This window comes from Pseudonocardia sp. WMMC193, assembly GCF_021728735.1.
Lineage (GTDB): Bacteria > Actinomycetota > Actinomycetes > Mycobacteriales > Pseudonocardiaceae > Pseudonocardia > Pseudonocardia oroxyli.
This window is the reverse complement of sequence record NZ_JAKKDO010000003.1, coordinates 6544484-6566805: the sequence shown is the minus strand read 5'-3', so window position 1 is coordinate 6566805 and position 22322 is coordinate 6544484. Positions and strand designations below refer to the sequence as shown.

General features: G+C 72.5%; 19 protein-coding genes, 1 pseudogene and 1 riboswitch. Of the genes and pseudogenes, 12 read left to right on the top strand and 8 right to left on the bottom strand.

Annotated elements, in window-relative coordinates; genetic code table 11:
* Positions 1–148: 148 nt before the first annotated feature.
* The 7 genes from L3X23_RS33515 to L3X23_RS33485 all read right to left on the bottom strand — a co-directional run bounded on the left by L3X23_RS33515 (position 149) and on the right by L3X23_RS33485 (position 8874).
* On the bottom strand, positions 149–793 hold the full coding sequence (locus L3X23_RS33515; protein WP_237197589.1) for a TetR family transcriptional regulator: 645 nt from the start codon (positions 791–793) through the stop codon (positions 149–151).
* A gap of 134 nt (positions 794–927) precedes the next feature.
* Positions 928–1245, bottom strand: coding sequence for a Rieske (2Fe-2S) protein (locus L3X23_RS33510; protein ID WP_237197588.1), 318 nt, complete (start codon positions 1243–1245; stop codon positions 928–930).
* A complete protein-coding gene (gene nirB, locus L3X23_RS33505; protein WP_237197587.1) occupies positions 1242–3770 on the bottom strand; it encodes a nitrite reductase large subunit NirB in 2529 nt (842 codons plus the stop codon). The genes L3X23_RS33510 and nirB overlap by 4 nt, the downstream gene beginning before the upstream one ends.
* A 1-nt stretch (position 3771) precedes the next feature.
* Positions 3772–4119, bottom strand: a complete 348-nt coding sequence (locus L3X23_RS33500; RefSeq protein WP_237197586.1) for a molybdopterin oxidoreductase — start codon at positions 4117–4119, stop codon at positions 3772–3774.
* 26 nt (positions 4120–4145) lie between these two features.
* A complete protein-coding gene (locus tag L3X23_RS33495) occupies positions 4146–6266 on the bottom strand; it encodes a molybdopterin oxidoreductase family protein (RefSeq protein WP_237197585.1) in 2121 nt (706 codons plus the stop codon).
* Entirely contained in the window at positions 6263–7438 is a 1176-nt protein-coding gene (locus tag L3X23_RS33490; RefSeq protein ID WP_237197584.1) for a uroporphyrinogen-III synthase, read from the bottom strand. Before L3X23_RS33490 ends, L3X23_RS33495 begins: the two co-directional genes overlap by 4 nt.
* Positions 7439–7527: 89 nt before the next feature.
* Entirely contained in the window at positions 7528–8874 is a 1347-nt protein-coding gene (locus tag L3X23_RS33485; RefSeq protein WP_237198193.1) for an MFS transporter, read from the bottom strand.
* Positions 8875–9540: 666 nt separating this feature from the next.
* Between L3X23_RS33485 and L3X23_RS33480 the strand changes: the two genes are divergently transcribed.
* The 12 genes and pseudogenes from L3X23_RS33480 to L3X23_RS33425 all read left to right on the top strand — a co-directional run bounded on the left by L3X23_RS33480 (position 9541) and on the right by L3X23_RS33425 (position 21752).
* The gene (locus L3X23_RS33480; RefSeq protein WP_237197583.1) at positions 9541–10896 is read left to right on the top strand and encodes an MFS transporter; all 1356 of its coding nucleotides are present in this window, start codon (positions 9541–9543) and stop codon (positions 10894–10896) included.
* Positions 10897–10925: 29 nt separating this feature from the next.
* Positions 10926–12005: a Rieske 2Fe-2S domain-containing protein gene (locus L3X23_RS33475; RefSeq protein WP_237197582.1), complete on the top strand. Its 1080-nt coding sequence runs from the start codon at positions 10926–10928 to the stop codon at positions 12003–12005.
* 26 nt (positions 12006–12031) lie between these two features.
* Positions 12032–12997, top strand: a pseudogene (locus L3X23_RS33470) (Rieske 2Fe-2S domain-containing protein); the annotation flags it as partial.
* A 280-nt stretch (positions 12998–13277) separates the two neighbouring features.
* On the top strand, positions 13278–14219 hold the full coding sequence (locus L3X23_RS33465; protein ID WP_237197581.1) for a PDR/VanB family oxidoreductase: 942 nt from the start codon (positions 13278–13280) through the stop codon (positions 14217–14219).
* Positions 14220–14234: 15 nt separating this feature from the next.
* A complete protein-coding gene (locus tag L3X23_RS33460) occupies positions 14235–15446 on the top strand; it encodes a cytochrome P450 (protein ID WP_237197580.1) in 1212 nt (403 codons plus the stop codon).
* Positions 15447–15534: 88 nt separating this feature from the next.
* The gene (locus tag L3X23_RS33455) at positions 15535–17412 is read left to right on the top strand and encodes an FAD-dependent monooxygenase (RefSeq protein ID WP_237197578.1); all 1878 of its coding nucleotides are present in this window, start codon (positions 15535–15537) and stop codon (positions 17410–17412) included.
* Positions 17413–17454: 42 nt separating this feature from the next.
* Positions 17455–18435, top strand: a complete 981-nt coding sequence (locus L3X23_RS33450; protein ID WP_237197577.1) for a hypothetical protein — start codon at positions 17455–17457, stop codon at positions 18433–18435.
* A gap of 14 nt (positions 18436–18449) precedes the next feature.
* The gene (locus L3X23_RS33445) at positions 18450–18839 is read left to right on the top strand and encodes a RidA family protein (RefSeq protein ID WP_237197575.1); all 390 of its coding nucleotides are present in this window, start codon (positions 18450–18452) and stop codon (positions 18837–18839) included.
* Positions 18840–18843: 4 nt separating this feature from the next.
* Positions 18844–19845: an amidohydrolase family protein gene (locus L3X23_RS33440; protein WP_237197572.1), complete on the top strand. Its 1002-nt coding sequence runs from the start codon at positions 18844–18846 to the stop codon at positions 19843–19845.
* The gene (locus tag L3X23_RS33435) at positions 19842–20501 is read left to right on the top strand and encodes an RraA family protein (protein WP_237197570.1); all 660 of its coding nucleotides are present in this window, start codon (positions 19842–19844) and stop codon (positions 20499–20501) included. The genes L3X23_RS33440 and L3X23_RS33435 overlap by 4 nt, the downstream gene beginning before the upstream one ends.
* A complete protein-coding gene (locus tag L3X23_RS33430; protein ID WP_237197568.1) occupies positions 20488–21153 on the top strand; it encodes an RraA family protein in 666 nt (221 codons plus the stop codon). Before L3X23_RS33435 ends, L3X23_RS33430 begins: the two co-directional genes overlap by 14 nt.
* A complete protein-coding gene (locus L3X23_RS33425) occupies positions 21150–21752 on the top strand; it encodes an RraA family protein (RefSeq protein ID WP_237197566.1) in 603 nt (200 codons plus the stop codon). The genes L3X23_RS33430 and L3X23_RS33425 overlap by 4 nt, the downstream gene beginning before the upstream one ends.
* Positions 21753–21798: 46 nt before the next feature.
* On the opposite strand, the gene L3X23_RS33420 is transcribed toward L3X23_RS33425, so the two are convergent.
* Positions 21799–22065 carry a hypothetical protein gene (locus tag L3X23_RS33420; protein WP_237197564.1) on the bottom strand — a complete coding sequence of 89 codons (267 nt, stop codon included), beginning with the start codon at positions 22063–22065 and terminating at the stop codon, positions 21799–21801.
* Positions 22066–22108: 43 nt separating this feature from the next.
* Positions 22109–22314: riboswitch (cobalamin riboswitch) on the top strand.
* Positions 22315–22322: the final 8 nt, after the last annotated feature.

Genomic DNA, 22322 nt, shown 5'->3' with positions numbered 1-22322 from the left:
AGAACGAGTTCGCGATAAATCAACACCTGTATATATCTGGTCGCACCGATACTCCGCTCGGGTGATCGAGCCGCTCGACGTCCGGTCGCAGGCGCCGACCCCCGGAGCGGGGTCCGCACGGGGCGGGGCGGCGTCCTGGACGGCTCGACTACGCGGTCGCCCCGCCTGCGCCGTGCCGCCCCGGGGTCAGGATCGCCTGCAGGCCGGGTGCGACGACCTCGACGATCTGCTCCTTGTCGGCCTCGACGAGAATCGGAACGTTCACGATGCGCCGGGCCACCACGACGCCGATGAGCATCGCCGCGACCGCTGCCACCCGGAGCCCCGTCTCGGCGTCGTCTCGATCGGCGGACTCCGCTCCCCGGCGGACCCTCGTCTCGAGGAAGTCTCGCAGCTGAGCCGCCGCCTGCTCGCTGGAGACGGCGCTGCGCAACATGGCCAGCAGCGGCTCCGCCTCCAGCGGCGCGCTGTCCCAGACATCGAGGAAGGTCCGTACCACCCGCTCGCCGAGGCCCTCGTCCGGTCCGCCGAACGCCCCGGCGATGCGATCGAGCGTCGCCGGGGTGATGGACATGACAGCGGCGAAGAGCTCGTCCTTGGAGCTGAAGAACTGCATCACGAGCGCGGGATTGACACCGGCATCAGCGGCGATGCCGCGGATCGTGGCACCCTGGTAACCCTCGCGAGCGAACCGTGCGCGGGCCGCCTCGAGGATCGCTTCCCGGGTTCCGCTCGTACCGGGCCGACGCCCGCGGCGCACGGGAGTCCGGGCGCCGATCGGGTCTCGCGTCACCGGGCGAGCTTAACGACGATCGCGTGCGTGTGCCGGTACTCGGTGCGATCGCCTCGTCGTCACGTCTCGCACAGGGCCCGACCCCGGAGTGTGTGGCGGCGGACGCGCAGGACGAACCATCGCCGTCTCCTCCGTCAGAGCTCGACGACCACGTCGCCGTCCTCCTCGGAGACGGCGAAGACCGTCACGGAGAAGTCCCCGTTGAGGCAACGGCCGTCCTCGAAGGCGAACGCGAAGTTGTGCAGCGGGCAGACGACCTTCTCCGCGTCCACGGTCCCGTCCGCCAGCGGGCCGCCCGAATGCGGGCAGACCGCCGAGACCGCCCGCAGAGCTCCGTCCCGCAGCCGGAACACCGCGACCTGCTCGGTCCCGACGGCGAAGGCGCGGCCCTCGCCCACGGGCAGCGCCGACACCGGCCCCAGCCGGTGGCGCACGAGCTCCCCGGAGCTCACGACTCCTCCTGCCGACCGGCCCCGGACGGGACACCGCCGCGCACCGGGACCTGGGGCAGCGGCAACAGCGGCAGCGCGTCCCCGAACTGGCCCGGCGTGGTGGGCTCACGGCCCTCCTGCCACGGGTCCCGGTAGGCGTCCACGGCCTGCTGGACCCGCTCGTCGAGTCCCGCCGCGAGCCCGTCCCGGTCCTCGACCAGGATCGCCCGGAGCTCCTCGATGCCGACCCGCGGCACGAAGTCGTAGGTCCGCTCGAGCCAGCGCCCGTGCTCGCGGTAGTACTGGATGAACCGGCCGGTCAGCCGGGTCGCCTCGGCGTGGCCGTCCACCGTGGCGAGCACGTCCCCCTTGCGGACCGACGCACCGGCGGCACCGCCGACCAGCACGTCCCACCGGTCCTCGCCGACGGCGACCAGCCCGACGTCCTTGACCAGCGCCTCCGAGCAGTTCCGCGGGCACCCGGCGACGGCGAGCTTGAGCTTCGCCGGGCTCTCCAGTCCCTGGTAGCGCTGCTCGATCGCGACGCCGAGGCCCGTCGAGTCGCCGAGGCCGAAGCGGCAGTAGTCGGTGCCGACGCAGGTCTTCACCGTGCGGAAGGACTTGCCGTAGGCGTAGCCCGAGGGCATGTCCAGGTCCGCCCAGACGGCGGGCAGGTCCTGCTTGCGCACGCCGAGCAGGTCGATCCGCTGCCCACCGGTGATCTTGACCATCGGCACCCGGTACTTGTCGGCGACGTCCGCGATCCGGCGCAGCTGATCCGGCGTGGTCACCCCGCCCTTGATCTGCGGCACCACCGAGAAGGTGCCGTCCCGCTGGATGTTGGCGTGGACCCGGTCGTTGATGAAGCGGGCGTCCCGCTCGTCGACGAACTCCCCCGGCCAGACGGTGCGCAGCAGCGAGGTCAGGGCCATCTTGCTGCCCGCGTCCTCCCCGTCCGGCGCGAGTGCGGCGAACACCGCGGACACCGAGCGCAGCCCCTGCGCGCGGATCGCCTCGACCAGCTCGGGCTTCCGCAGCGGGATGGCGGGCACGTACCACTCGGCGCTCTCGTCCACCTCGACGGCGCCGCCCTCCTCGCCCACGGCCCACTCGACGACATCGCAGACCAGGTCCTTGCAGGACCCGCAGCCCTTGCCCGCCCGGGTGGCCGCCATGACGCCCGTGACGCTGTGGGTGCCGCCGCGCACGCACGCCACCAGCGCCCCCTTGGACACGCCGTTGCAGTTGCAGACCTGCACCGAGTCGTCCATCTCCGCCGCGCCCTGCTCCCCCGAGGGACCGGCGAGCTCGAACAGCAGCTCGACGCGCTCCTCGGGCAGCGGCAGACCGCGGTCGAAGCTCTGCGTCAGGAACGCGACCTTGCCGACGTCCCCGAGCAGGGTCGCGCCGACCAGCCGTCCGTCCCGGATCACCACGGACTTGTAGACGCCGCGGCCGGGCTCGGAGAAGCGGACGAACTCGTCGTCCTCCCGCTCGGGGCCCTTGAGCCCCATCGCCGCCACGTCCACGCCGGCGACCTTGAGCTTCGTCGCGGTCTTCGAGCCGTGGTAGGCGGCCTTCGGGTTCGCGCCGGTGAGGTGGTCGGCGAGCACGACCGCCTGCTCCCACAGCGGCGCGACCAGGCCGTAGACCTCGCCGCGGTGCTGGGCGCACTCGCCGACGGCGTAGATGTCCGGGTCGTCCACCGAACGCATCTGGTCGTCGGTGACGATGGCCCGCTCCACGGTGATCCCGGAGATCACGGCCAGGCCGACGTTGGGCCGGATGCCCGCGGTCACCACGATCATGTCCGCGTCCAGGGACGTGCCGTCCGCGAACACGACACCGGTGACGGAACCCGCGCTCCGCACGGCCGTCGTGCGGCCGCCGAGGTGCACGTGGATGCCGAGTCTCTCGACGATCCTGCGCAGGATCGCCCCGGCCTCGGCGTCGAGCTGTTGGTTCATCAGCACCGGGCCGGACTGCACCACGTGCACGTCCAGGCCCTGCTGCTGCAGCCCGTGGGCGGCCTCCAGGCCGAGCAGCCCACCGCCGATGACGACGGCGGTGCGGTGGTCCGCGGCGTAGTCCAGCATCGAGGTCGTGTCGTCCAGCGTGCGGAACCCGAACACGCCCGGGGTCAGGGTGCGATCGTCCACCCACATGCCGTCCATGGGCGGGAAGAAGGTCCGGCTGCCGGTCGCCAGGATCAGCGTGTCGTAGGAGCAGATGGTGCCGTCGTCCGCGAACACCTTGCGGGCGAACCGGTCGATGCGGACCACGCGGACGCCGGAGTGCAGGGTGATGTCGTTGTCGGCGTACCAGTCCAACGGGTTGAGGTAGATCTCCTCGACCCCGGCGGGGTCGCCGCCGTCCGCCAGCACGTGGCTGAGCATGATGCGGTTGTAGTTGCCGTAGGGCTCGTCCCCGAACATGGTGATGTCGAACCGGCCCGGGGCCCGGACGAGGATCTCCTCCACCGCTCGGGCGCCCGCCATTCCGTTGCCGACGACCACCAGCCGGGGTCGCTCGCTCGCCTGGGTCATCTCAGACCTCCACCAGCCCGAGGTCGACGACCACGGTGCCGGTCAACCCGGCGGGCGCGGCCACGTGCAGCTCCAGCACGGTCCCCATCTCCAGGTCCTCGACGACGGCGAGGCTGACGTGGGTGTCCGCCTTGGCCCCCACCGGGAACAGCCGCATGGGTGCTCCGTCGCGGACCAGCACGATGGTGACGAGCTCCTCCGTCGCGTTGCCGGCCCGGAAGTAGATCGGCTGGGTGGTGACGCCCGCGGGCACGGTGTAGGCCAGCGCGGGATCGAGGAGCGCGGGCTTGTCCAGCCCGGCGCCGGTGAACTCGTAGACGCCCTGCAGGAAACGTGGCGTGCTGTGCATGGGGGGTGTCCTCCGTCGTGGTGGGATCAGGCGGGGCGGCGTGCGGTGTCGGGTGCGACGTCGTCCGCGGTGGCGGCGAGGGCCTCCACCGCGACCGGGCAGGTCTTGAACTCGGGCATCCGGGACGTGGGGTCGAGGGCGTCGCTGGTCAGCGCGTTGACGCAGGCCTCGCCGCCCCAGTGGAAGGGGACGAACACGGTGTCCCGGCGGATCGCCGCGGTGACCCAGGCGCGCACGGTCGTGGATCCGCGGGGCGAGCGGAGCCGGACGAGGTCCCCGTCCGCGACACCGATCCGGCGGGCCAGCTCCGGGTGCAGCTCCGCGTAGGCCTCCGGGGCCGCGGCGTTCAGCGTGGGCGAGCGCCGGGTCTGGGTCCCGGACTGGTACTGGGCCCGGGACCGGCCGGTGGTCAGCAGGTAGGGGTAGGTCTCGTCGGGTCGTTCCTGCGCGATCCGGGAGCGCACGGGGATGAAGCGCGCGAGACCGTCCGGGGTGGCGAAGCGCTCCAGGAACATCCGAGGGGTGCCCGGGTGCTCCTCGTCCGGACAGGGCCAGAACAGCTCCTCCCCCGCCTCCAGCCGGGCCCGGGTGATCCCGCCGTAGTCCGCGAGACCACCCGCGCTGGCCCGGCGCAGCTCGTCCGCCACCGCCCAGGGATCGGTCGCGAAGTGATCGCCGCGCCCGAGCCGGGCGGCCAGCTCGTGCCAGATCTCCAGGTCGCTCCGGACCCCGGTGGGCGGGGCCACCGCCCGCCTCCGGACGAGCACCCTGCCCTCGACGTTCGTCATGGTGCCCTCCTCCTCGGCCCACTGGGTCGTCGGGAGCACCACGTCGGCGAGCCGGGCGGACTCGGACAGGAAGAAGTCCGTGACGCACAGGAAGTCCAGGGACTGCAGCCGTCGGGTCACGTGCCGGGCGTTCGGTGCCGACACCACCGGGTTCGACGCCGCCAGCAGCAGGCAGCGCACCCCACCGGGCTCGCCCAGCCCGTCGAGCAGCTCGTAGGCGGAGACCCCGGGGCCCGGCAGCTCGTCCGGGTCGACACCCCACACCGCCGCGACGTGCGCCCGGGCCTCGGGGTCGGCGAGCTTGCGGTAGCCCGGCAGCTGGTCGGCCTTCTGCCCGTGCTCGCGACCGCCCTGTCCGTTGCCCTGCCCGGTGACGGTGCCCCACCCGGAGCCGGGTCCGCGGCCGGGCAGCCCCAGGGCCAGAGCCAGGTTGATCCAGGCCTGGGCCGTGTCCGTGCCGTCCGCGTGCTGCTCGACCCCGCGGGCGGTCAAGATCATGGCCGTCCTGGAGCGGGCCAGGTCGTGGACGGTCGCGCGCATGTCCTCGACCGACACGCCGGTGGTGCGCTCGACCCGGTCCGGCCAGTACGCGCGCACCGCGCGGCGGACCGCGTCGAACCCGCTCGTGCGGGTGGCCACGTAGTGCTCGTCGATCAGTCCCTCGGTCACGGCGATGTGCAGCAGGCCGCTGGCCAGGGAGAGATCCGTACCCGGGACCGGCTGCAGGTGTCGGTGGGCGTGCTCCGCGGTGACCGTCCTGCGGGGGTCCACCACGATGTGGCGGGCCCCGTTGGTGCGGCCCTCCTCGAAGAACCGCATCGCAGGCGGCATCGTGTCCGCCGGGTTGCTGCCGACCAGCAGCACGGTCTCGGCCAGCGGGATGTCCGCGAGCGGGAACGGCAGGCCGCGGTCCAGCCCGAACGCGCGGGTGCCCGCCGCGGCCGCCGAGGACATGCAGAAGCGGCCGTTGTAGTCGATGGACGCGCTGCGCAGCGCCACCCGGGCGAACTTGCCCAGCTGGTAGGCCTTCTCGTTGGTCAGCCCGCCGCCGCCGAAGCACCCGACGGCGTCCCGGCCGTACCGGGTACGGGTCTCCAGGATCGCGGCGGCCACCCGGTCGAGAGCCTCCTCCCACGTCGCGTCCCGGAAGGGCTCCTCCCGGGAGTCCCGCACCAGCGGGGCGGTCAGCCGCTCCGGGTGGTCGAGCAGCTCGGCGGCGTGCGCGCCCTTCATGCACAGCCCACCCCGGTTGACCGGGAAGTCCTCGCGGCCCGCGAGCTCGACCCCCGCGTCGGTGGGGGTCAGGGTGATCCCGCACTGCAGGGAGCAGTAGGGGCAGTGGGTCGCCACCGCGCTCACCAGCGTCCCTCCTCCGCACACCGGGCACCGACCTGACCGAACTCGGGTTCGAACGCGAGCCGGTAGCCCCGCTTGACCACGGTCTGCACCAGTTCCGGGGCGCCCAGCGCCTGGCGGAGCCGGTTGATCGCCATGTCCACGGCGTGCTCGCCGCCACCGCGTCGGGGCAGCGCCCCGAGCAGCTGCGACCGCGACACCACCCGGCCCGGGCGCTCCGCGAGCACCCGCAGCAGTGCCATGGGCGCCGCGGGGACGGCCTGCAGCACGCCGTCGACGAGGGCGGCGTGCCCGCGGACCTCCAGCTGGTGACCGGCCACGGGCAGGGCCACCGCCCGGCCCGGCGCCCCGTCCTCGAGGACCCGGACCATCGCGCCGAGCCGGGACCGGGCAGGCTGCACGGTCTCGATGCCCAGGCCCTCCAGCCGGGCCGAGGTCACCGGTCCCACGCAGAGCGCGGTCACCGGCCCCCGCAGGGCCTCGACCAGCTTGTCGTGCACCCCGCGCCCGTCCGCCCGGGACAGCGTGCTCGCCACGGCGGGCGCGCTGGTGAAGCTGAGCACGTCCACCCCGCCTCCGACCACGGCGTCGAGCAGCCGGTCCAGCGGGGCGAGGTCCTGCGGCGGCATCCACCGGTACACCGGCAGCTCGACGACCTCGGCCCCGGCCAACCGCAGGGTGTCGACGACGTCCGGGAGCGGCTCGCCGTGCAGCTGGATCGCGATCCGCAGTCCTTCCACGCCCCGGGAGAGCAGGTGGCTGAGCACCCCCGCCGAGGACTCCGACTTCGGGAACCAGGGATCCGGCAGCTCCGCCGCCCGGATCGCGCCCCGCGCCTTCGGGCCCCGCGCCGCGAGCTCGCACCGCCCGAGGACCTCGAGCAGGGTGTCCCCGAGACCCCAGCCGTCCGCGGCCTCGAGCCACCCGCGGAACCCGATGGCGGTCGTCGCCACGACGATGTCCGGCGGCGCGTCGAGCACCGCGCGGGTCGCCTCGTGCAGCCGGACGTCGTCGGGCGCGGACACGATCCGGATCGCGGGTCCGTGCTGCACCCGGGCTCCCCGCCGCTCCAGCATCGCCCCGAGCTCGTCCGCGCGGCGCGCCGCCGTCACCCCCACGGTGAACCCCGCCAGCGGGAGCGGCGCCGTACCGGAGGACGGGAGGGGTGCAGCCATCCGGTCATTCTCCGGCAGCGGAGAGTTCCGCCAGTCGTCCGAACCATCAACGTAACCCACCCTGTACGCAGCGCTTACGTGCGGTCTCGTCACACCCGGACGGGAGCAGCCTGCGTCGACTCGCTCGGCACGGAGGCGGACCGTCGGGCGTACACGAGGTAGGTCACCACGGAACACACCACGTAGAAGCCGAGGAAGGCCCAGAAGGCGGGGACCCCGCTCTGCGTCGTCGCGAACGACTGCCGGAAGGCCAGGTTGATGAGCAGCCCGCCGAGGGCACCGACCGCGGAGATCAGCCCGATCGCCGCGCCGGAGGCCCGGCGCGCCCAGGCCAGCGGGTCCGGGTGTCCCTCGGTGATGACGGTCCGACGGAAGATCGCCGGGATCATCTTGTAGGTCGAGCCGTTGCCGAGGCCCGCGAAGAGGAACAGCCCGATGAAGCCCGCGACGAACAGCGGGAACGAGCCGGTGCCGGATGCGACGATGCAGACCACCGCGCAGACCGCCATCACCAGGAAGTTCCACTGCGTGACGACGGCACCGCCCACCTTGTCGGCCAGGCTCCCGCCCAGCGGCCGGATCAGCGACCCGAGGAGCGGACCGAGGAAGGTGATCGCCGCAGCCTGCAGAGGGGTGCGGCCGAACTGGGTCTGCAGGACCAGGCCGAAGGCGAAGCTGTAGCCGATGAACGAGCCGAAGGTGCCGATGTAGAGCAACGACATGATCCAGGTGTTCCGGTCGCGCAGGGCGAGCCGTGCCGCGCCGGTGTCGTTGCGCACGCTGGAGATGTTGTCCATCGACAACGCCGCCCACAGCGACACGAGGACGACGAGCGGGATGTAGACCCCGAGCAGGATCCGCGGGTGACCGGTCCCGGACACCGCGATCACCAGCAGTCCGAGCAGCTGGATCACCGCGACGCCGATGTTGCCCCCGCCCGCGTTCAGCCCGAGGGCCAGACCCTTGCGCCCCTCCGGGAAGAAGGCGTTGATGTTCGTCATCGACGACGCGAAGTTGCCACCGCCGAACCCGCCCAGGGCCGCCATCAGCAGGAAGACGCCGAACGACGTGCCCGGCTGGAGCACCAGCGCGGAGGCGATCGTCGGGATCAGCAGCAACAGGCCGCTGATCACCGTCCAGTTCCGGCCGCCGAACCGGGCGACCGCGAAGGTGTAGGGGATCCGCAGCAGCGCGCCGACGAGCGAGCCCGTGGACACGAGCAGGAACTTGTCCGCGGGCGAGAACCCGTACTCCGGGCCCATGAACAGGACGAACACCGAGTAGAGGGTCCACACGGAGAACCCCACGTGCTCCACCGCGATCGACGCCCACAGGTTGCGGTTCGCCCTGGCGCGCCCGACCCGGGCCCAGAAGCCGGGGTCCTCCGGCTCCCAGTGCCCGATCCACCGGCCCCGTAGTGTGCCCCGGTCCTCGATCCGAAGTTCGTCCGTGCCCTTCGTGGTGTCGTTCGTGATCGCCACGACCGGTCCTCCGTCTCATGAGGGAACCTCCCTCGAGACGAGAACGATGGGCGAGGGACGTTACACAACCGACACATGCAGTAACGGCTGCGGGAAGAACCTGTCACCGACCCGGGCGACGAGGCGAGGACACTTTCACATTCGGTCGACTCCGTTGTGAGACCGCGGCCGGCACGGGGACGCCGCGACGGCCGGTCCGCCGGCGGGTGCGCGAGCCGGAAGGCGACCACCCGCGCCGCGGCGCAGGGTGGCTGTCGCCGCGGGAACGCCGACGCCAACCGTCAGGGTCTCTCGAGCTCCTCGACCATGACGCAGAGCCTGCCAACTACTCAACGCAACATCTAGTAACCGAGAGTACTGCCTGCAATCCTGTCTTCCGCTTCGCCTGCATGGTGGTTATGGTCACTGCCACCGGGCTCGCAGTACCGCTGCCCCGGCCACTCAGACCACGGGACGAGGAGGTCCACTGTGTTCTGGACTCGCAGCACCTCGCGGAGGGGTGCGTCGGGGCGCCCGTCCCCCCGGTAGTCGGCAGCACTTCCGCACCACCTGTGCACGACGCCGTCCTCGGGCGTCGCCGCACCGATCTGCGCACCTGACCTCATCGGCTCCGGAGGCACCATGGCAACGACGCCTACCTCGAAGGCGCAGCAGCGCCGGGTATGGATCTCGAGCTACCTCGGCACGACGATCGAGTACTACGACTTCCTGCTCTACGGCTCGGCCGCCGCACTCGTCTTCGGCCCGGTCTTCTTCTCCCAGCTCAGCCCCCTGCTCGGAACGATCGTGGCGCTCGCGACCCTCGCGGCGGGCTACGTCGCCCGGTTCGCGGGTGCGGTGATCTTCGGCCACTACGGCGACCGGCTCGGCCGCAAGAAGGTCATGCTGGTCACGATGGTCACGATGGGCCTGTGCAGCGGGTTCATCGGACTGATCCCCTCCTACGCCGCCATCGGGGTCGCCGCGCCGCTGCTGCTGGTCATCCTGCGTCTGATCCAAGGCCTCGCCGTCGGCGGCGAGTACGGTGGCGCGGTCCTGATGGCCAGCGAGCACGCAGGCGCCCGGCGACGCGGGCTGGCCGCGAGCGCGGCGACGATGGGCGCCCCGTCCGGTGCCGTGATCGCCACCGGCGCGATGACCTTGGTCGCGACGATGGACCGCGAGGCCCTGCTGAGCTGGGGCTGGCGCATCCCGTTCCTCGCCAGCTTCCTGCTGCTGGCGCTCGGCCTCTGGTTCCGCGCCCGGATCGAGGAGAGCCCGGTGTTCCTGGCCGACGTGGCCCGCGAGACAGCGCCGGTGCGGCGCCGGAGCCCCATCGTGGAGATCCTGCGCAACCACGGCGGGACCGTGACGAAGGCGGTCGTCGTCCAGCTCGCCTCCTACACCGGGCAGGGCGTGTTCGGCGTCTTCCTGGTGTCCTACGCACCCGCGCTCGGGTACGCGCCACCGCTGGTCCTGCTGACGATCATGATCGGAACCCTGGGATCGGTCTTCACCACGCCGATCTACGCCGCGCTGTCCGACCGGATCGGTCGCAAGGCGGTCCTGATCTTCGGCACCGTGGCCAACGGCCTGGTGGCCTACCCGTTGTTCCTGCTGATCGACAGCGGTGTCACCGCGGTCTTCATGGTCTCGGTGATCGTCTACCTCTGCTTCTTCATGACGCCGGTGACCTCGGTCTCCGCGGTCATGCTCAGCGAGCTGTTCCCGACCGAGGTCCGCTACACCGGCGTGTCCGCCAGCTACCAGCTCGCCCAGACCGTCGGCTCCGGCCTCGGCCCCCTGATCGCCGCCTCGCTGCTCGCCGCGGCCGGTGGCGCCGACCCGACGCTCATCGCCGTCTACATCGGAGTCCTCGCGATCATCAGCCTGACCGTGCTGCTGCGCATGAAGGAGACGGCGGGCACGTCCCTGCGCGGCTCCACCGCCGAGTCGACCCCGGGCGTCGACTCCGCCCAACCGCCGGTCGACGCCTGAGCGACGCCGTCCAACCCGAAGGAATGCGCATGACCACCATCGAGAACGTCCCCACGACCGCCCGGCCGCTCCGCCGCTCACCGGGCGCCGTCGCCCCGCTCGTGCGTGAGGCCTGGTACGTCCTGGCCGCCCGGTCGGAGTTCGGGCGGGAACTCAGGCAGCGGTGGGTGCTCGGCGAGCCGGTCTGCTTCTTCGAGGCCGAGGACGGGGCTCTGGTCGCCCTCGACGACCGCTGCGCCCATCGCCGGTTTCCGCTCTCGCGCAGCGTGCGCGAGGGCGACACGATCCGCTGTCGCTACCACGGCTTCACCTACGGCACGGACGGTCGGTGCCTCGCCGTGCCGGGCGGGACTCCCGGGGACATCAAGGTCCGCAGCTACCCCACGGTGGAGCGCGGACCGTGGGTGTGGATCTGGACGGGGGCGGACGCCGACGCGGCCGATCCCGACCTGATCCCCTGGCCGAAGGAGATCGAGGGCGGAGACGGCGTCACCGGCTACACGGAGAACCCGTGCAACTACTCGATGGTGCACGAGAACCTCTTGGACCTGACCCACCTCGAGTTCCTGCACGGCATCGGTGGTCACGACTTCACGGTCACCGAGCCCAGGCTGCTCTCGGCGGACGAGCTGCCCGCAGGCTTCGCGCACCTCTCCGTCGGTTACGGCAAAGACCTCGACACGGTGCTGGACCACTTCGCCGTCTCCGCCGGTGACGACCCCACCACGCCGGTCTTCCGCACCGGCCGCATGATGTCGGTGACCCCGGCCATCAACTACGCCGTCGAGCGCTTCGAGCCCACCGACCCCGGTGCCACGGCGAGGCTGCGCACCGTGGTGATCGCCCACTGCGTCACCCCCGCGGACGACTCGTCCACCCATCAGTTCTGGATGTACTGGCAGGACGTGCCGTTCGTGGTGGACCGGGACGAACGCGCCGCCATGGTCGAGCGGGTGTTCAGCGAGGACGTCGAGGCGCTGACGTGGATCCAGGAGTACGTGGACCACGACGAGCGCGCCGGAGTGGTCGAGCACAGCGTGCCCGCCGACGTACCCGGGCTGCGGCTGCGACGGCTGCTCCACCGGCTCGCCGCCGCCGAGCGCGCCTGACCACAGCGACCACGAGAGGAGCAGAGATGGCAGTCCCCGCACGGTTCCCCCGCGATCAGTGGTACGTCGCGGCCCTCTCCGACGAGGTCGGCGCGACCCTGCTGCCCCGCACCGTCCTCGACGAACCCCTCGTCCTGCACCGCACGGCGGACGGCATGGTCTCCGCCCTGGCCGACCGCTGCGTGCACCGCCGCTACCCGCTCAGCAAGGGCACGCTGACCGAGCGCGGCATCGTCTGCGGCTATCACGGCTTCACCTACGACGCCGCGGGCGTGTGCACGGCCGTGCCCGGCCAGAGCCGGATCCCCCGCACCGCACGGGTCGCGGCCCACCCCGTCGTCGAACAGGACACGATGGTCTGGGTGTTCGTCGGCGACCCCGACCTGGCCGACCCGGCCGCGATCCCTCGGGTCGAGTGGCTCGGCGACCCCGCATGGACCTCCGTCCGCGGCATGGCCCCCCTCGCCGCACGCGCGGGCCTGCTGCTGGACAACCTGATGGATCTCTCGCACGAGACCTTCCTGCACGCCGGCTACATCGGCAGCCCCGAAGTCGCCGACACGCCCATCGTGACCACCGTGGACGACACCACGGGCGTCGTCCGAGTCGAGCGACGGATGCCCGATGCCGAGTGCCCGCCCGCCTACCAGGCGCTGACGGGGCTCGACCGCATCAGCCGGTGGCAGGACATCGAGTTCCATCCGCCCGGCCTCTACCTCCTGCACATCAGGATCGCCGCGCCGCACACCCTTCCCGCCGCGGACGGCAGCGACCCGGGCGGGTTCCGCACGGAGGTGCTCTACGCCATCACCCCCGAGACCGACCACTCCACGCACGACTTCTGGATCGTCGGACGCTCCTTCGCGCCGGGCGACCCCGAGCTCGACCGCCGCTCGGTCGCGGCACAGACGGCCGTCGTGCAGCAGGACGTCGACGCGTTGAACCTGCTGGAGGAGATCCTGGCCGCGGACGGACCGGACTATCAGCAGCTCAGCGTCAACCTCGACACCGGTGGGCTGGCCGCCCGCCGCCAGATCGAGCGACTCTCCGCCCGCCGGAGCGTGCCGCGAGGAGTGCCGCCGGGGTCTGCCGGGTCGCCTGGGTCCCGGGCACGGACACGCTGCACGGGACCTGCCACTGCTCCGCCGAGTCCCTCGCCGAGGACCCCGTGGACCTGTGGGCCTGGATGTACGAGCACCGCCACGACGACCCGAGACCGCCGCTCGACTGCCCCGACGCCCCCGCCGCCCTCCTCGGCTCCGGAGCCCGCCGATGACGCCCGCCCCGACGGCCGAGCTGCGCCTGCGCGTCGCCGCGAAACGCACGATCGCCGAGGGCGTGGTCGCTCTCGACCTCGTCGCCGCGGACGGTGCGGACCTCCCGCCGTGGGCCCCCGGCGCGCACATCGACCTGCGGTGCGGCGAGCACGTGCGGCAGTACTCGCTGTGCGGGGATCCGGCGGACCGGCACTACCGGGTCGCGGTACGCCGCGAGGAGCCCGGGCGGGGCGGGTCACGCTTCGTGCACGACACCCTGGCCGAAGGCGACGAGATCCTCGGGGCCGGTCCACGCAACAACTTCCCGCTGGTCGAGGCGAAGCGGTACCTGTTCCTCGCCGGTGGCATCGGGATCACCCCGCTGCTGCCGATGATGGCCGCGGCCCTGCGGGACGGCGTGGAGTGCCGGCTGGCCTACGGCGGACGCGACCGCGCGTCGATGCCCTTCCTCGACGAGCTGTCCGGGCAGGTCTCGCTGCACCCGCAGGACGAGGTGGGCCTGTTGGACCTCGACACCCTCGTCGGGGAGCCGGAGGCGGGCACCGCCGTCTACTGCTGTGGCCCCGAGCCGCTCCTGCGGGCGATCGAGGAGCGGGCCGCGGGGTGGGGGGAGGCGACCCTGCACGTGGAGCGGTTCAGCCCACGCGAGGGGGCCCTCCAGGGCGCGGACGGGCGCTTCGAGGTCGAGCTCGCGAGTACGGGCGAGGTCCTGACGGTGCCCGCCGACCGTTCCCTGCTCGCGGTGCTCGGCGACGCGGGGGTGCCGGTCCTGTCCTCCTGCGAGGAGGGAACCTGCGGGACCTGCGAGACCGGGGTGCTCGCGGGCGAGATCGACCACCGCGACTCGCTGCTCACCCCGGACGAGCAGGCGGCCAACGACGTCATGTTCCCGTGCGTCTCCCGCGCCCGCTCGCCCCGTCTCGTCCTCGACCTCTGAGTCCACGGAGTCACCATGACCACGAGCCTGCCCGCCGTCGACGTCCCCGTCGTCGACCTCGACCCCTACGACGAAGCGGTCCTCGCCGACCCCCGCGGGTTCCAGGAGACCCTGCGCGAGACGGGACCGCTGGTCTGGCTCTCGCGCTACGAGGTCTACGCGGCGGGCCGCTACGAGGAGGTTCGCGCGGGGCTGGCGAACCACCGGGACCTGGTCTCGGGCTACGGCGTCGGCGTCACCGACCGCCGCAAGGAGAAGGTCTTCCGCACGCCCAGTCTGCTCATCGAGGCCGACCCGCCGGACCACACTCCGCGACGGGCGCTGATGGACGCGCTGCTGTCGTCCCGCGCCCTGCGCCACCTCAAGGACGAGTTCGCCCGCATCGCCGACGGGCTCGTGGACGAGCTGTTGGACCGCGGCGAGGTCGACGCCGTCGCAGACGTGGCGGAGGCCTATCCGTTGCGGGTCTTCCCCGAGGTGATCGGCCTGTCCCAGGAGGTCCGGCCCCACCTGTTGACCTACGGCGACGTCGTGTTCAACGCCGGTGGGCCTGCCAACGCCGTGTTCGCCAGGGCGGTGTCCGCGCCCGGCGCCGAGGCCGCGCTGGCCGCGATCGCCGACCAGACCCGGCGCGAACACAGCGCCCCGGGAGGCATCGGGGCGGCGATCTGGGAGGCGGTCGACCGCGGTGAGCTCCCCGAGGACGAGGCCCCGCTGCTCGTGCGCTCGCTGCTCACCGCAGGAGTCGACACCACGGTGGCGGCCATCGCGGCCACGCTGCAGTGCCTCGCGGCGGCCCCGGACCAGTGGGCCCTCGTGCGAGCGGATCCCCGGCGCGCGCGCTTCGCGTTCGAGGAGGCGATCCGCCACGAGTCCCCCGTCCAGACCTTCTACCGGACCGCGGTGCGGGACGTGCCGTTCGGCGACGCCGTCCTCCCCTCCGACGGCCGGGTGTACCTGAGCCTGGGTGCCGCCAACCACGATCCGCGCCGCTTCCCGGACCCGGACCGTTTCGACCTGGAGCGGTCGATGTCCGGGCACGTCGGGTTCGGGATGGGCGTGCACCAGTGCGTCGGACAGCATTTCGGCAGGCTGGAGGGCGAGGCGGTGCTCGGCGCCCTCGCCCGCCGCGTCGAGCGCCTCGAGCTCGCGGGCCCACCCGTCCGCCGGCTGAACAACACCCTGAGGGCCTGGGGCTCGATCCCGCTGCGGCTCACCGCCGCCTGAGCACGAACACCTCGCCGACCGGCTCTTCCCTCCGCACAGATTGAATGCAATCATGACTACGGCTAGACACGACGGCGAGGAGGCCGCAGTGACCGAACTCGAGGAGACCCCCGTCCTCATCGTCGGGGGCGGCCCGGCGGGTCTGACCACGGCCCTGGAGCTCGCCCGCCGCGGGATCGAGGGCATCGTGATCGACCGCCGCGACTTCACCACCCACTTCCCCCGCGCCCACCTGCTCAACGTGCGGACCATGGAGACCTTCAGCGACGTCGGGATCGCCGACCGGATCTACGCCGAGGGTCCGCCGGAGGACCAGTGGCACCGGGTGGCCTGGTACACCTCACTGGCCGGCCCGACCCCGCTGCACGGTCGCCGCATCGGTCACCTGCCGGCGTGGGGCGGTGGTGCGGTCGACCGCGAGCGGTACGCCCGGGCCAGCCCTCGACGCTTCGGCAATCTCCCCCAGCTCCGGGTGGACACCCTGCTCTGGGAACAGGCGGACAAGGCGTGGCCGGGTCGGGTACGCCCCCGGACCGAGCTGGTGGACCTGACCCTGGACGACGACGCCGTGACGGCGACCGTGCGAGACCTCGCGGCGGACCGCAGCTACCGCGTCCGGGCCCGCTACCTCGTCGGCGCCGACGGCGGGCGCACCTGCCCCGAGCTGCTCGGCGTGCAGGTCTCCGGGCCGCGGGCACTGGTGGACATCGTGAGCGTGTTCTTCTCCGCGGACCTCAGCGCGCACGCCGATCCCGAGGCGCTGCTGACCTACCTGATCCAGCCCCAGGGCGAGGGCGGGCCGGTCGGCGGGCTGCTCGCGCTCGGACCCGGCCGCTGGGGGGCGCAGTCGCCGCAGTGGTCGATGGGCATGCACCTGCACCCCGAGGACCCGATCGGGCGTGATCCCGAGGCTCTGACCCAGCGCGTGCGAGACCTGCTCGGACTGCCCGAGCTGGAGATGACCGTCCACGCGATCAGCCACTGGCAGTACGAGGGCGTGGTCGCCGACCGCTTCCGGGTCGGCCCGGTCCTCCTCGCGGGCGATGCGGCGCACCGCCACCCGCCGACCGGGGGCCTCGGGCTCAACACCGCCGTCGGGGACGCCGCGAACCTCGGCTGGAAGCTCGCCGCCGTCCTCAAGGGGCAGGCCGGGGACGAGTTGCTGGACAGCTACGAGCCCGAGCGGCGCCAGATCGCGATCCGCAACGTCGAACACTCGCTGCGCAACGCGGGTCGGCACGCGCCGATCGGGCACGCGATGGGCCTGCGCAAGGGCCTCTCGGTCGAGGACGGCTGGGCCGAGATCGGGGTCTGGGCGAGCGACACCGAGGAGGGTGCGCGTCGACGCACCGCCGTGGAGGCCGCCGTGGCCCACAACGCCGAGGACTACAGCCAGCTCGGGATCGAGGCCGGGTTCTGCTACGAGGTCGGCGCCCTGATCGGGGACGGCACCGCGCCACCGGCCGACCACGACACCGCCACCGGCTTCACCCCCTCCGCCCGGCCGGGCCACCACGTCCCGCACGTGTGGCTGCGCACCGCGACCGGCGAGCAGGTGTCCAGCTCGGACCTCGTGGTGGCCGAGGGGCTGACCCTGTTCACCGACGCGGGGGCCGCCGAGGACTGGCGTGCCGCCGCGGCGGGGTCCACCGGCTGCCCGGTCACCGTCGTCGCCGTCGGTGGGCCCGAGCTCGCCGACCCGGCGAACGAGTGGGCCGAGGCCGCGGGCCTCGCCGCAGGCGGGGCTCTCCTGGTCCGGCCGGACCGACACGTCGCCTGGCGGGCCCGGCAGGCTCCGGCCGACCGAAAGGCCGAGCTGGGCGGCGTCCTGTGGACGCTGCTGCACGAGTCCCCGACCCTTCCCGACGGCGACCCCCTCGCCGGCCTGAAGGGCATCGCCGAGGCCGGCGAGGCCCTGCGCGTCGGGCGGGCCCGCGAGGCTCGGTTGTTCACCGTCGCCGACTGACACCCGCCCCACCACGACACCCCGTCCGAGAGAGGAACAACCATGGCAGAGATCGTTTTCGGGGCCGGGACCTCCCACAGCCCGCTGCTCGCCGCGCCGCCCCACCTGTGGGCCGAGCGTGCCGACCAGGACCGCGCCAATCCCGAGCTCTACGACAACGCAGGCGTCGTCCGCAGCTTCGACGACCTCGCCGCCGAAGCGGGCGACCGTTTCGACGGCCACCGCACGATGCAGTCGTGGCAGGACAGCTGGGATCGCTCCCAGGCCGCCCTGGACCGCCTGCGCGAGGACTTCCGCCGGGTGGCGCCGGACGTCGTGCTCGTGATCGGCGACGACCAGCGCGAGCTGTTCGACTCCACGAACCAGCCCGCGATGTCGATCTCCGCGGCGGCGCAGATGAAGACCGGGGTGATCGACGACCACGACTCGGAGTTCCTCAAGGAGGCCGCGATCGCCTACCTGATGAACGAGGAGTTCACCTTCTCCGGACACGCACAGCTCGCCGAGGACCTCGTCCGCGGGCTGATGGAGGAGGGCATCGACATCGGCTGGATGACCGACGCCCCCGCGGGCAAGGGTTTCGGCCACGCCTACGGCTTCCCCATCCACCGGTTCCTGCAGCCGGACCCGGTGCCGGTGATCCCGTTCATGCTCAACACCTACTACCCGCCCAACCAGCCCAGCCCCAAGCGCTGCTACGAGCTCGGCCGGGCGCTGCGGGCCGCGGCCGCCGCCTCCCCCATCAACGCGCGGATCGCGATCCTCGCCTCGGGCGGGCTGTCGCACTTCGTGGTCGACGAGGGTCTGGACCGCAAGGTCCTCGACGCGATCCACGCCAAGGACGCCGACGCCCTGTGCGCCCTGCCTCCCGAGCTGCTCAACAGCGGCTCGTCGGAGATCCGCAACTGGATCACCGCGGCCGGCGCGATGGACGGGCACGCGGTGGCCTGGTCCGAGTACGTGCCGATCGTCCGCTCCGCCGCCGGGACCGGCTGCGGCATGGGCTTCCTGGCCTGGCAGTAGAGAGGACACCCGACATGCCCCGACGCTCCATCGAGGTCCCCGGCCTCCACCACGGCGGCCTGCCCATCCCGCAGGCCAGCGTGGTCGGGAACCTGCTGGTCTCCAGCGGGATCTCGCCGATCGACCCGGGCACCGGCACCGTGCCCGCCGACGTGGAAGAGCAGGTCGAGACGGTGTTCGCCAACGTCCGCCGCGTCCTCGACGCCGCGGGCGGAGACACCGCCGACATCGTCAAGTGCACCGTCTTCGTCCGCGACAAGTCCATCCGGCCGGTCATCGACAAGTCCTGGCTGGAGATGTTCCCCGACGAGCACAGCCGCCCCGCGCGACACACCCTGCGCATCGACCTCGCCGACCCGCTGCACATCCAGCTGGAGATCACCGCCGTGCTGGGAGAGGGCTGAACCCATGATCATCGACGCACACGCCCACCTCGTCGCCCCCGACTCGCTCTACGCCTTCCGCGCCCTCCTGCTCGCCGACGGCGGCTACCACGGCGGCAAGCCCAGGATCTCCGACGACGCCCTGGCCGAGAGCGCCGCAGGCAACGCGGCGATCATGGACTCGGTCGGCACCGACCTGCAGCTGCTGTCCCCGCGACCGTTCCACCTCGGCAACTCCATGCAGCCCAGCCGGATGCTGGAACACTGGATCCGCGCCAACAACGCCACCATCGCCCGCACCGTGGCCCTGCACCCGACCCGGTTCGCCGGGGTCGGCGCGCTCCCCCTCGCACCCGACGAGCCCGTCTCCGCCGGGTTCGCCGAGCTCGACCGGCTCGTCGACGAGGGCTTCGTCGGTGTGCTGATCAACCCGGACCTGCACGAGGGCCGCGGCGCCACCCCCACCCTCGGCGACCGCTACTGGTACCCGCTCTACGAGCGCCTGGTCGAGCGGGACCTGCCGATCCACATCCACTCCGCGGGCTGCTACTCCGACCGCGAGACCTACTCCGAGCACTTCGTCACCGAGGAGTCCATCGCCATCCTCGCCATGCTGCGCAGCGAGGTCTTCACCGACTTCCCCACGCTTCGGGTGATGATCTCCCACGGCGGCGGTTCCGTGCCCTACCAGGTCGGCCGCTGGCAGGCCGAGGTACTGCACCCGGGTCTGGGGGGCGGACCGGACACCGAGCGGTTCGAGCAGTCGCTGCGGCACTTCTGGTTCGACTCGGTGCTGCACTACCCGCCCGCCCTCCGGCTGCTGATCACGCTGGTGGGCTCGGACCGGGTGCTGTTCGGCACCGAGAAGCCCGGGTCCGGCAGCGCCCCCAACCCGGAGACGGGCCGGGACTTCGACGACCTCAAACCGGTCATCGAGGGCTTCGACTTCCTCACCGACGCCGACCGGCAGGCGATCTTCGAGGACAACGCCCGCACCGTGTTCCCCGCCCTGAAGAACCACACATGAGCCTGCTGCACCGACTCCGCGCACTCGACACCTGCGCGGTGTCCGACGCCCTGGACCGCCACGGCCTGAGGGGGGTCGTGCCCGGCCTGCGCCCCCTGGCCGCGGACCGCCCGTTCGCCGGGCACTGCGTCACCGTCCGGCTCGGCCCACCCGTCGAGGGCGACGCGCTACCCAAGCGCCACCTCGGCACCGCCGCGGTCGACGCCTCCGGGCCCGACCAGGTCATCGTCGTGGCCCACCAGGGCCGCACCGACTGCGCGGGCTGGGGCGGGCTGCTCTCCCGCGCCGCCGCCGCGCGCGGGGTCGAGGGTGTCGTCGTGCACGGCGCCGCCCGCGACCTCGCCGAGGCCGCCACGGCAGGGCTGCCCGTCCACGCCGTGGCGCCGACCCCGGTCACCGCCCGCGGCCGGGCCGTCGAGCACGCCTGGGGCGAGCCCGTCGAGCTGGGCGAGGTCACGGTGCACCCCGGCGACCTCGTGCTGGCCGACGGCGGCGGGGTCGTCGTCGTGCCCGCCGCGCACGCCGAGGACGTGCTCACCACCGCCGAACGCATCGCCGCCACCGAAGCCGCGATGGCCGAGGCGATCGCGGCGGGCACCCCGGTCTCCGACGTCATGGGGAAGTCCTACGAGGAGCTCACCGATGGTCACGACTGAACCCGACACCCTCACCCGGCTGCGCGCGCTGTCCACCTCCGGGGTCTCCGACGCCCTGGACAAGCTGGGCATCCCCGGCCAGGCCCTCGGCATCGCCCCGCTCGACCGCAGCTTCCGGCTGGTCGGGCGTGCCTGGACCCTGCGCTACGGGCCGGTCGGGCAGGACCGCGGCACCGTCGGGGACTACATCGACGACCTCGGCCCCGACGACGTCGTGGTGCTGGACAACCAGGGCAGGGTCGACGCCACCGTGTGGGGCGACATCCTGACCACCGTCGCCCACCGCCGCGGCGTGGCCGGCACCGTCATCGACGGGGTGTGCCGCGACGTCGACCGGTCCCTCGAGCTGAGCTATCCCGTCTTCTCCCGCGGCAACTGGATGCGCACCGGCAAGGACCGCGTCCGCGTCGAGGCGACCCAGGTCCCCGTCTCGATCGGCGGGATCAGAGTCGAGCCCGGGGACCTGCTGCTCGGCGACGGCGACGGACTCGTCGTCGTCCCCGCGGCGCGGGTTCCGGAGGTGCTCGCCGCCGCGGAGGAGATCGAGCGGGCGGAGCAGGCCATCCGGGACGCTGTCGAGGCCGGGTCCTCGCTGCGGGAGGCCCGCGTCCGACACCGCTACCACGACCTGCAGCACGGAGCCGGATCATGAGCGCCCCGACCACCGTGCTGAGCTCGGCCACCGTGCACGAGGCCGCAGGCCGCACCGGTGCGCTGCCCTCGGCGATCAAGCCCCTGCACCCGTCCATGCACCTGGAGGCCGCCGCCTTCCCGGTGAAGGCCCCACCCGGGGACAACCTCTGGCTGCACCGGGCGGTCTACGCCGCCTCCCCCGGCGAGGCCCTCGTCGTCGACACCGGCGAAGGCTTCGAGTACGGCTACTGGGGCGAGATCCTCGCCGAGGCCGCGATCGCCCGCGGGCTGGCCGGGCTCGTCATCCACGGCGGGGTCCGGGACTCGGCCAGGCTGGTGGAGATGGGCTGGCCGGTCTTCGCCGAACGCGTGTGCATCCGCGGGACCGGCAAGGACCCCCACGGCAGCGGCGAACTCGGCGAACCCGTCGTCATCGGCGAGCAGACCGTGCGCCTCGGCGACCTCGTCGTCGCCGACGCCGACGGCGTGGTCGTCGTCCCCGCGGAACGCATCGCCGAGGTCCAGCGGCTCTCGGCCGACCGTGACGCGGCCGAGGCGGACTACCTGCGCCGCATCCGGGCCGGCGAGTCCACGATCGACATCTACCACCTGCCCTGACGAGCGCTGACCGACGAGCACGACGACCCGGCGGCCGGGCTGCGGGTCACGACAGCGAGACCGTGATCCTGCCGCCCTGCTGGTCGCGGGCCGCCTCGAAGGCCCGCTGGGCGTCCTCGATCCGGTGGACCGGTTCGAGGAACGGGGTCACGTCGACCGCCCCGGAGTGGATGCGGTCCACGGCCTCGCGGAACGCGGTGAGGCCCGGCTCGAGCTGGGTGCTGTGGTCGTGCTCGATGGACGGCTGCTTGGCCCGGGCCTCCGCGAGGTCCCAGGGCGTCGCCCGCTGGGCCCGAACGGTCGGCGTCGACACGCCACGACACGTAGGCGTTGTGTTCTCGGCGACCCCAACATGTAGTGTCGGTCGCGCTGGTGGTTCACCCCGCATCCAACGGGGTGAGGCAAGAGGGAACCCGGTGGGAATCCGGGACTGCCCCGCAGCGGTAAGTGGGAACGACAGCCGTCAACGGCACTGGGCGCGAGCCTGGGAAGCGACGGTCGGTAGGTCCGGGAGACCGGGTGCCCACGAGTCCGAAGACCTGCCACCGGTGCGCACGCCAGCCCGGCGTG

Coding starts and splice junctions, on each gene's coding strand:
- L3X23_RS33430 (WP_237197568.1), top strand. CDS start 20,488: ATGGTCACGACTGAACCCGACACCCTCACCCGGCTGCGCGCGCTGTCC.
- L3X23_RS33440 (WP_237197572.1), top strand. CDS start 18,844: ATGATCATCGACGCACACGCCCACCTCGTCGCCCCCGACTCGCTCTAC.
- nirB (WP_237197587.1), bottom strand. CDS start 3,770: ATGACCCAGGCGAGCGAGCGACCCCGGCTGGTGGTCGTCGGCAACGGA.
- L3X23_RS33500 (WP_237197586.1), bottom strand. CDS start 4,119: ATGCACAGCACGCCACGTTTCCTGCAGGGCGTCTACGAGTTCACCGGC.
- L3X23_RS33450 (WP_237197577.1), top strand. CDS start 17,455: ATGGCAGAGATCGTTTTCGGGGCCGGGACCTCCCACAGCCCGCTGCTC.
- L3X23_RS33435 (WP_237197570.1), top strand. CDS start 19,842: ATGAGCCTGCTGCACCGACTCCGCGCACTCGACACCTGCGCGGTGTCC.
- L3X23_RS33425 (WP_237197566.1), top strand. CDS start 21,150: ATGAGCGCCCCGACCACCGTGCTGAGCTCGGCCACCGTGCACGAGGCC.
- L3X23_RS33490 (WP_237197584.1), bottom strand. CDS start 7,438: ATGGCTGCACCCCTCCCGTCCTCCGGTACGGCGCCGCTCCCGCTGGCG.
- L3X23_RS33465 (WP_237197581.1), top strand. CDS start 13,278: ATGACGCCCGCCCCGACGGCCGAGCTGCGCCTGCGCGTCGCCGCGAAA.
- L3X23_RS33480 (WP_237197583.1), top strand. CDS start 9,541: ATGGCAACGACGCCTACCTCGAAGGCGCAGCAGCGCCGGGTATGGATC.
- L3X23_RS33460 (WP_237197580.1), top strand. CDS start 14,235: ATGACCACGAGCCTGCCCGCCGTCGACGTCCCCGTCGTCGACCTCGAC.
- L3X23_RS33445 (WP_237197575.1), top strand. CDS start 18,450: ATGCCCCGACGCTCCATCGAGGTCCCCGGCCTCCACCACGGCGGCCTG.
- L3X23_RS33475 (WP_237197582.1), top strand. CDS start 10,926: ATGACCACCATCGAGAACGTCCCCACGACCGCCCGGCCGCTCCGCCGC.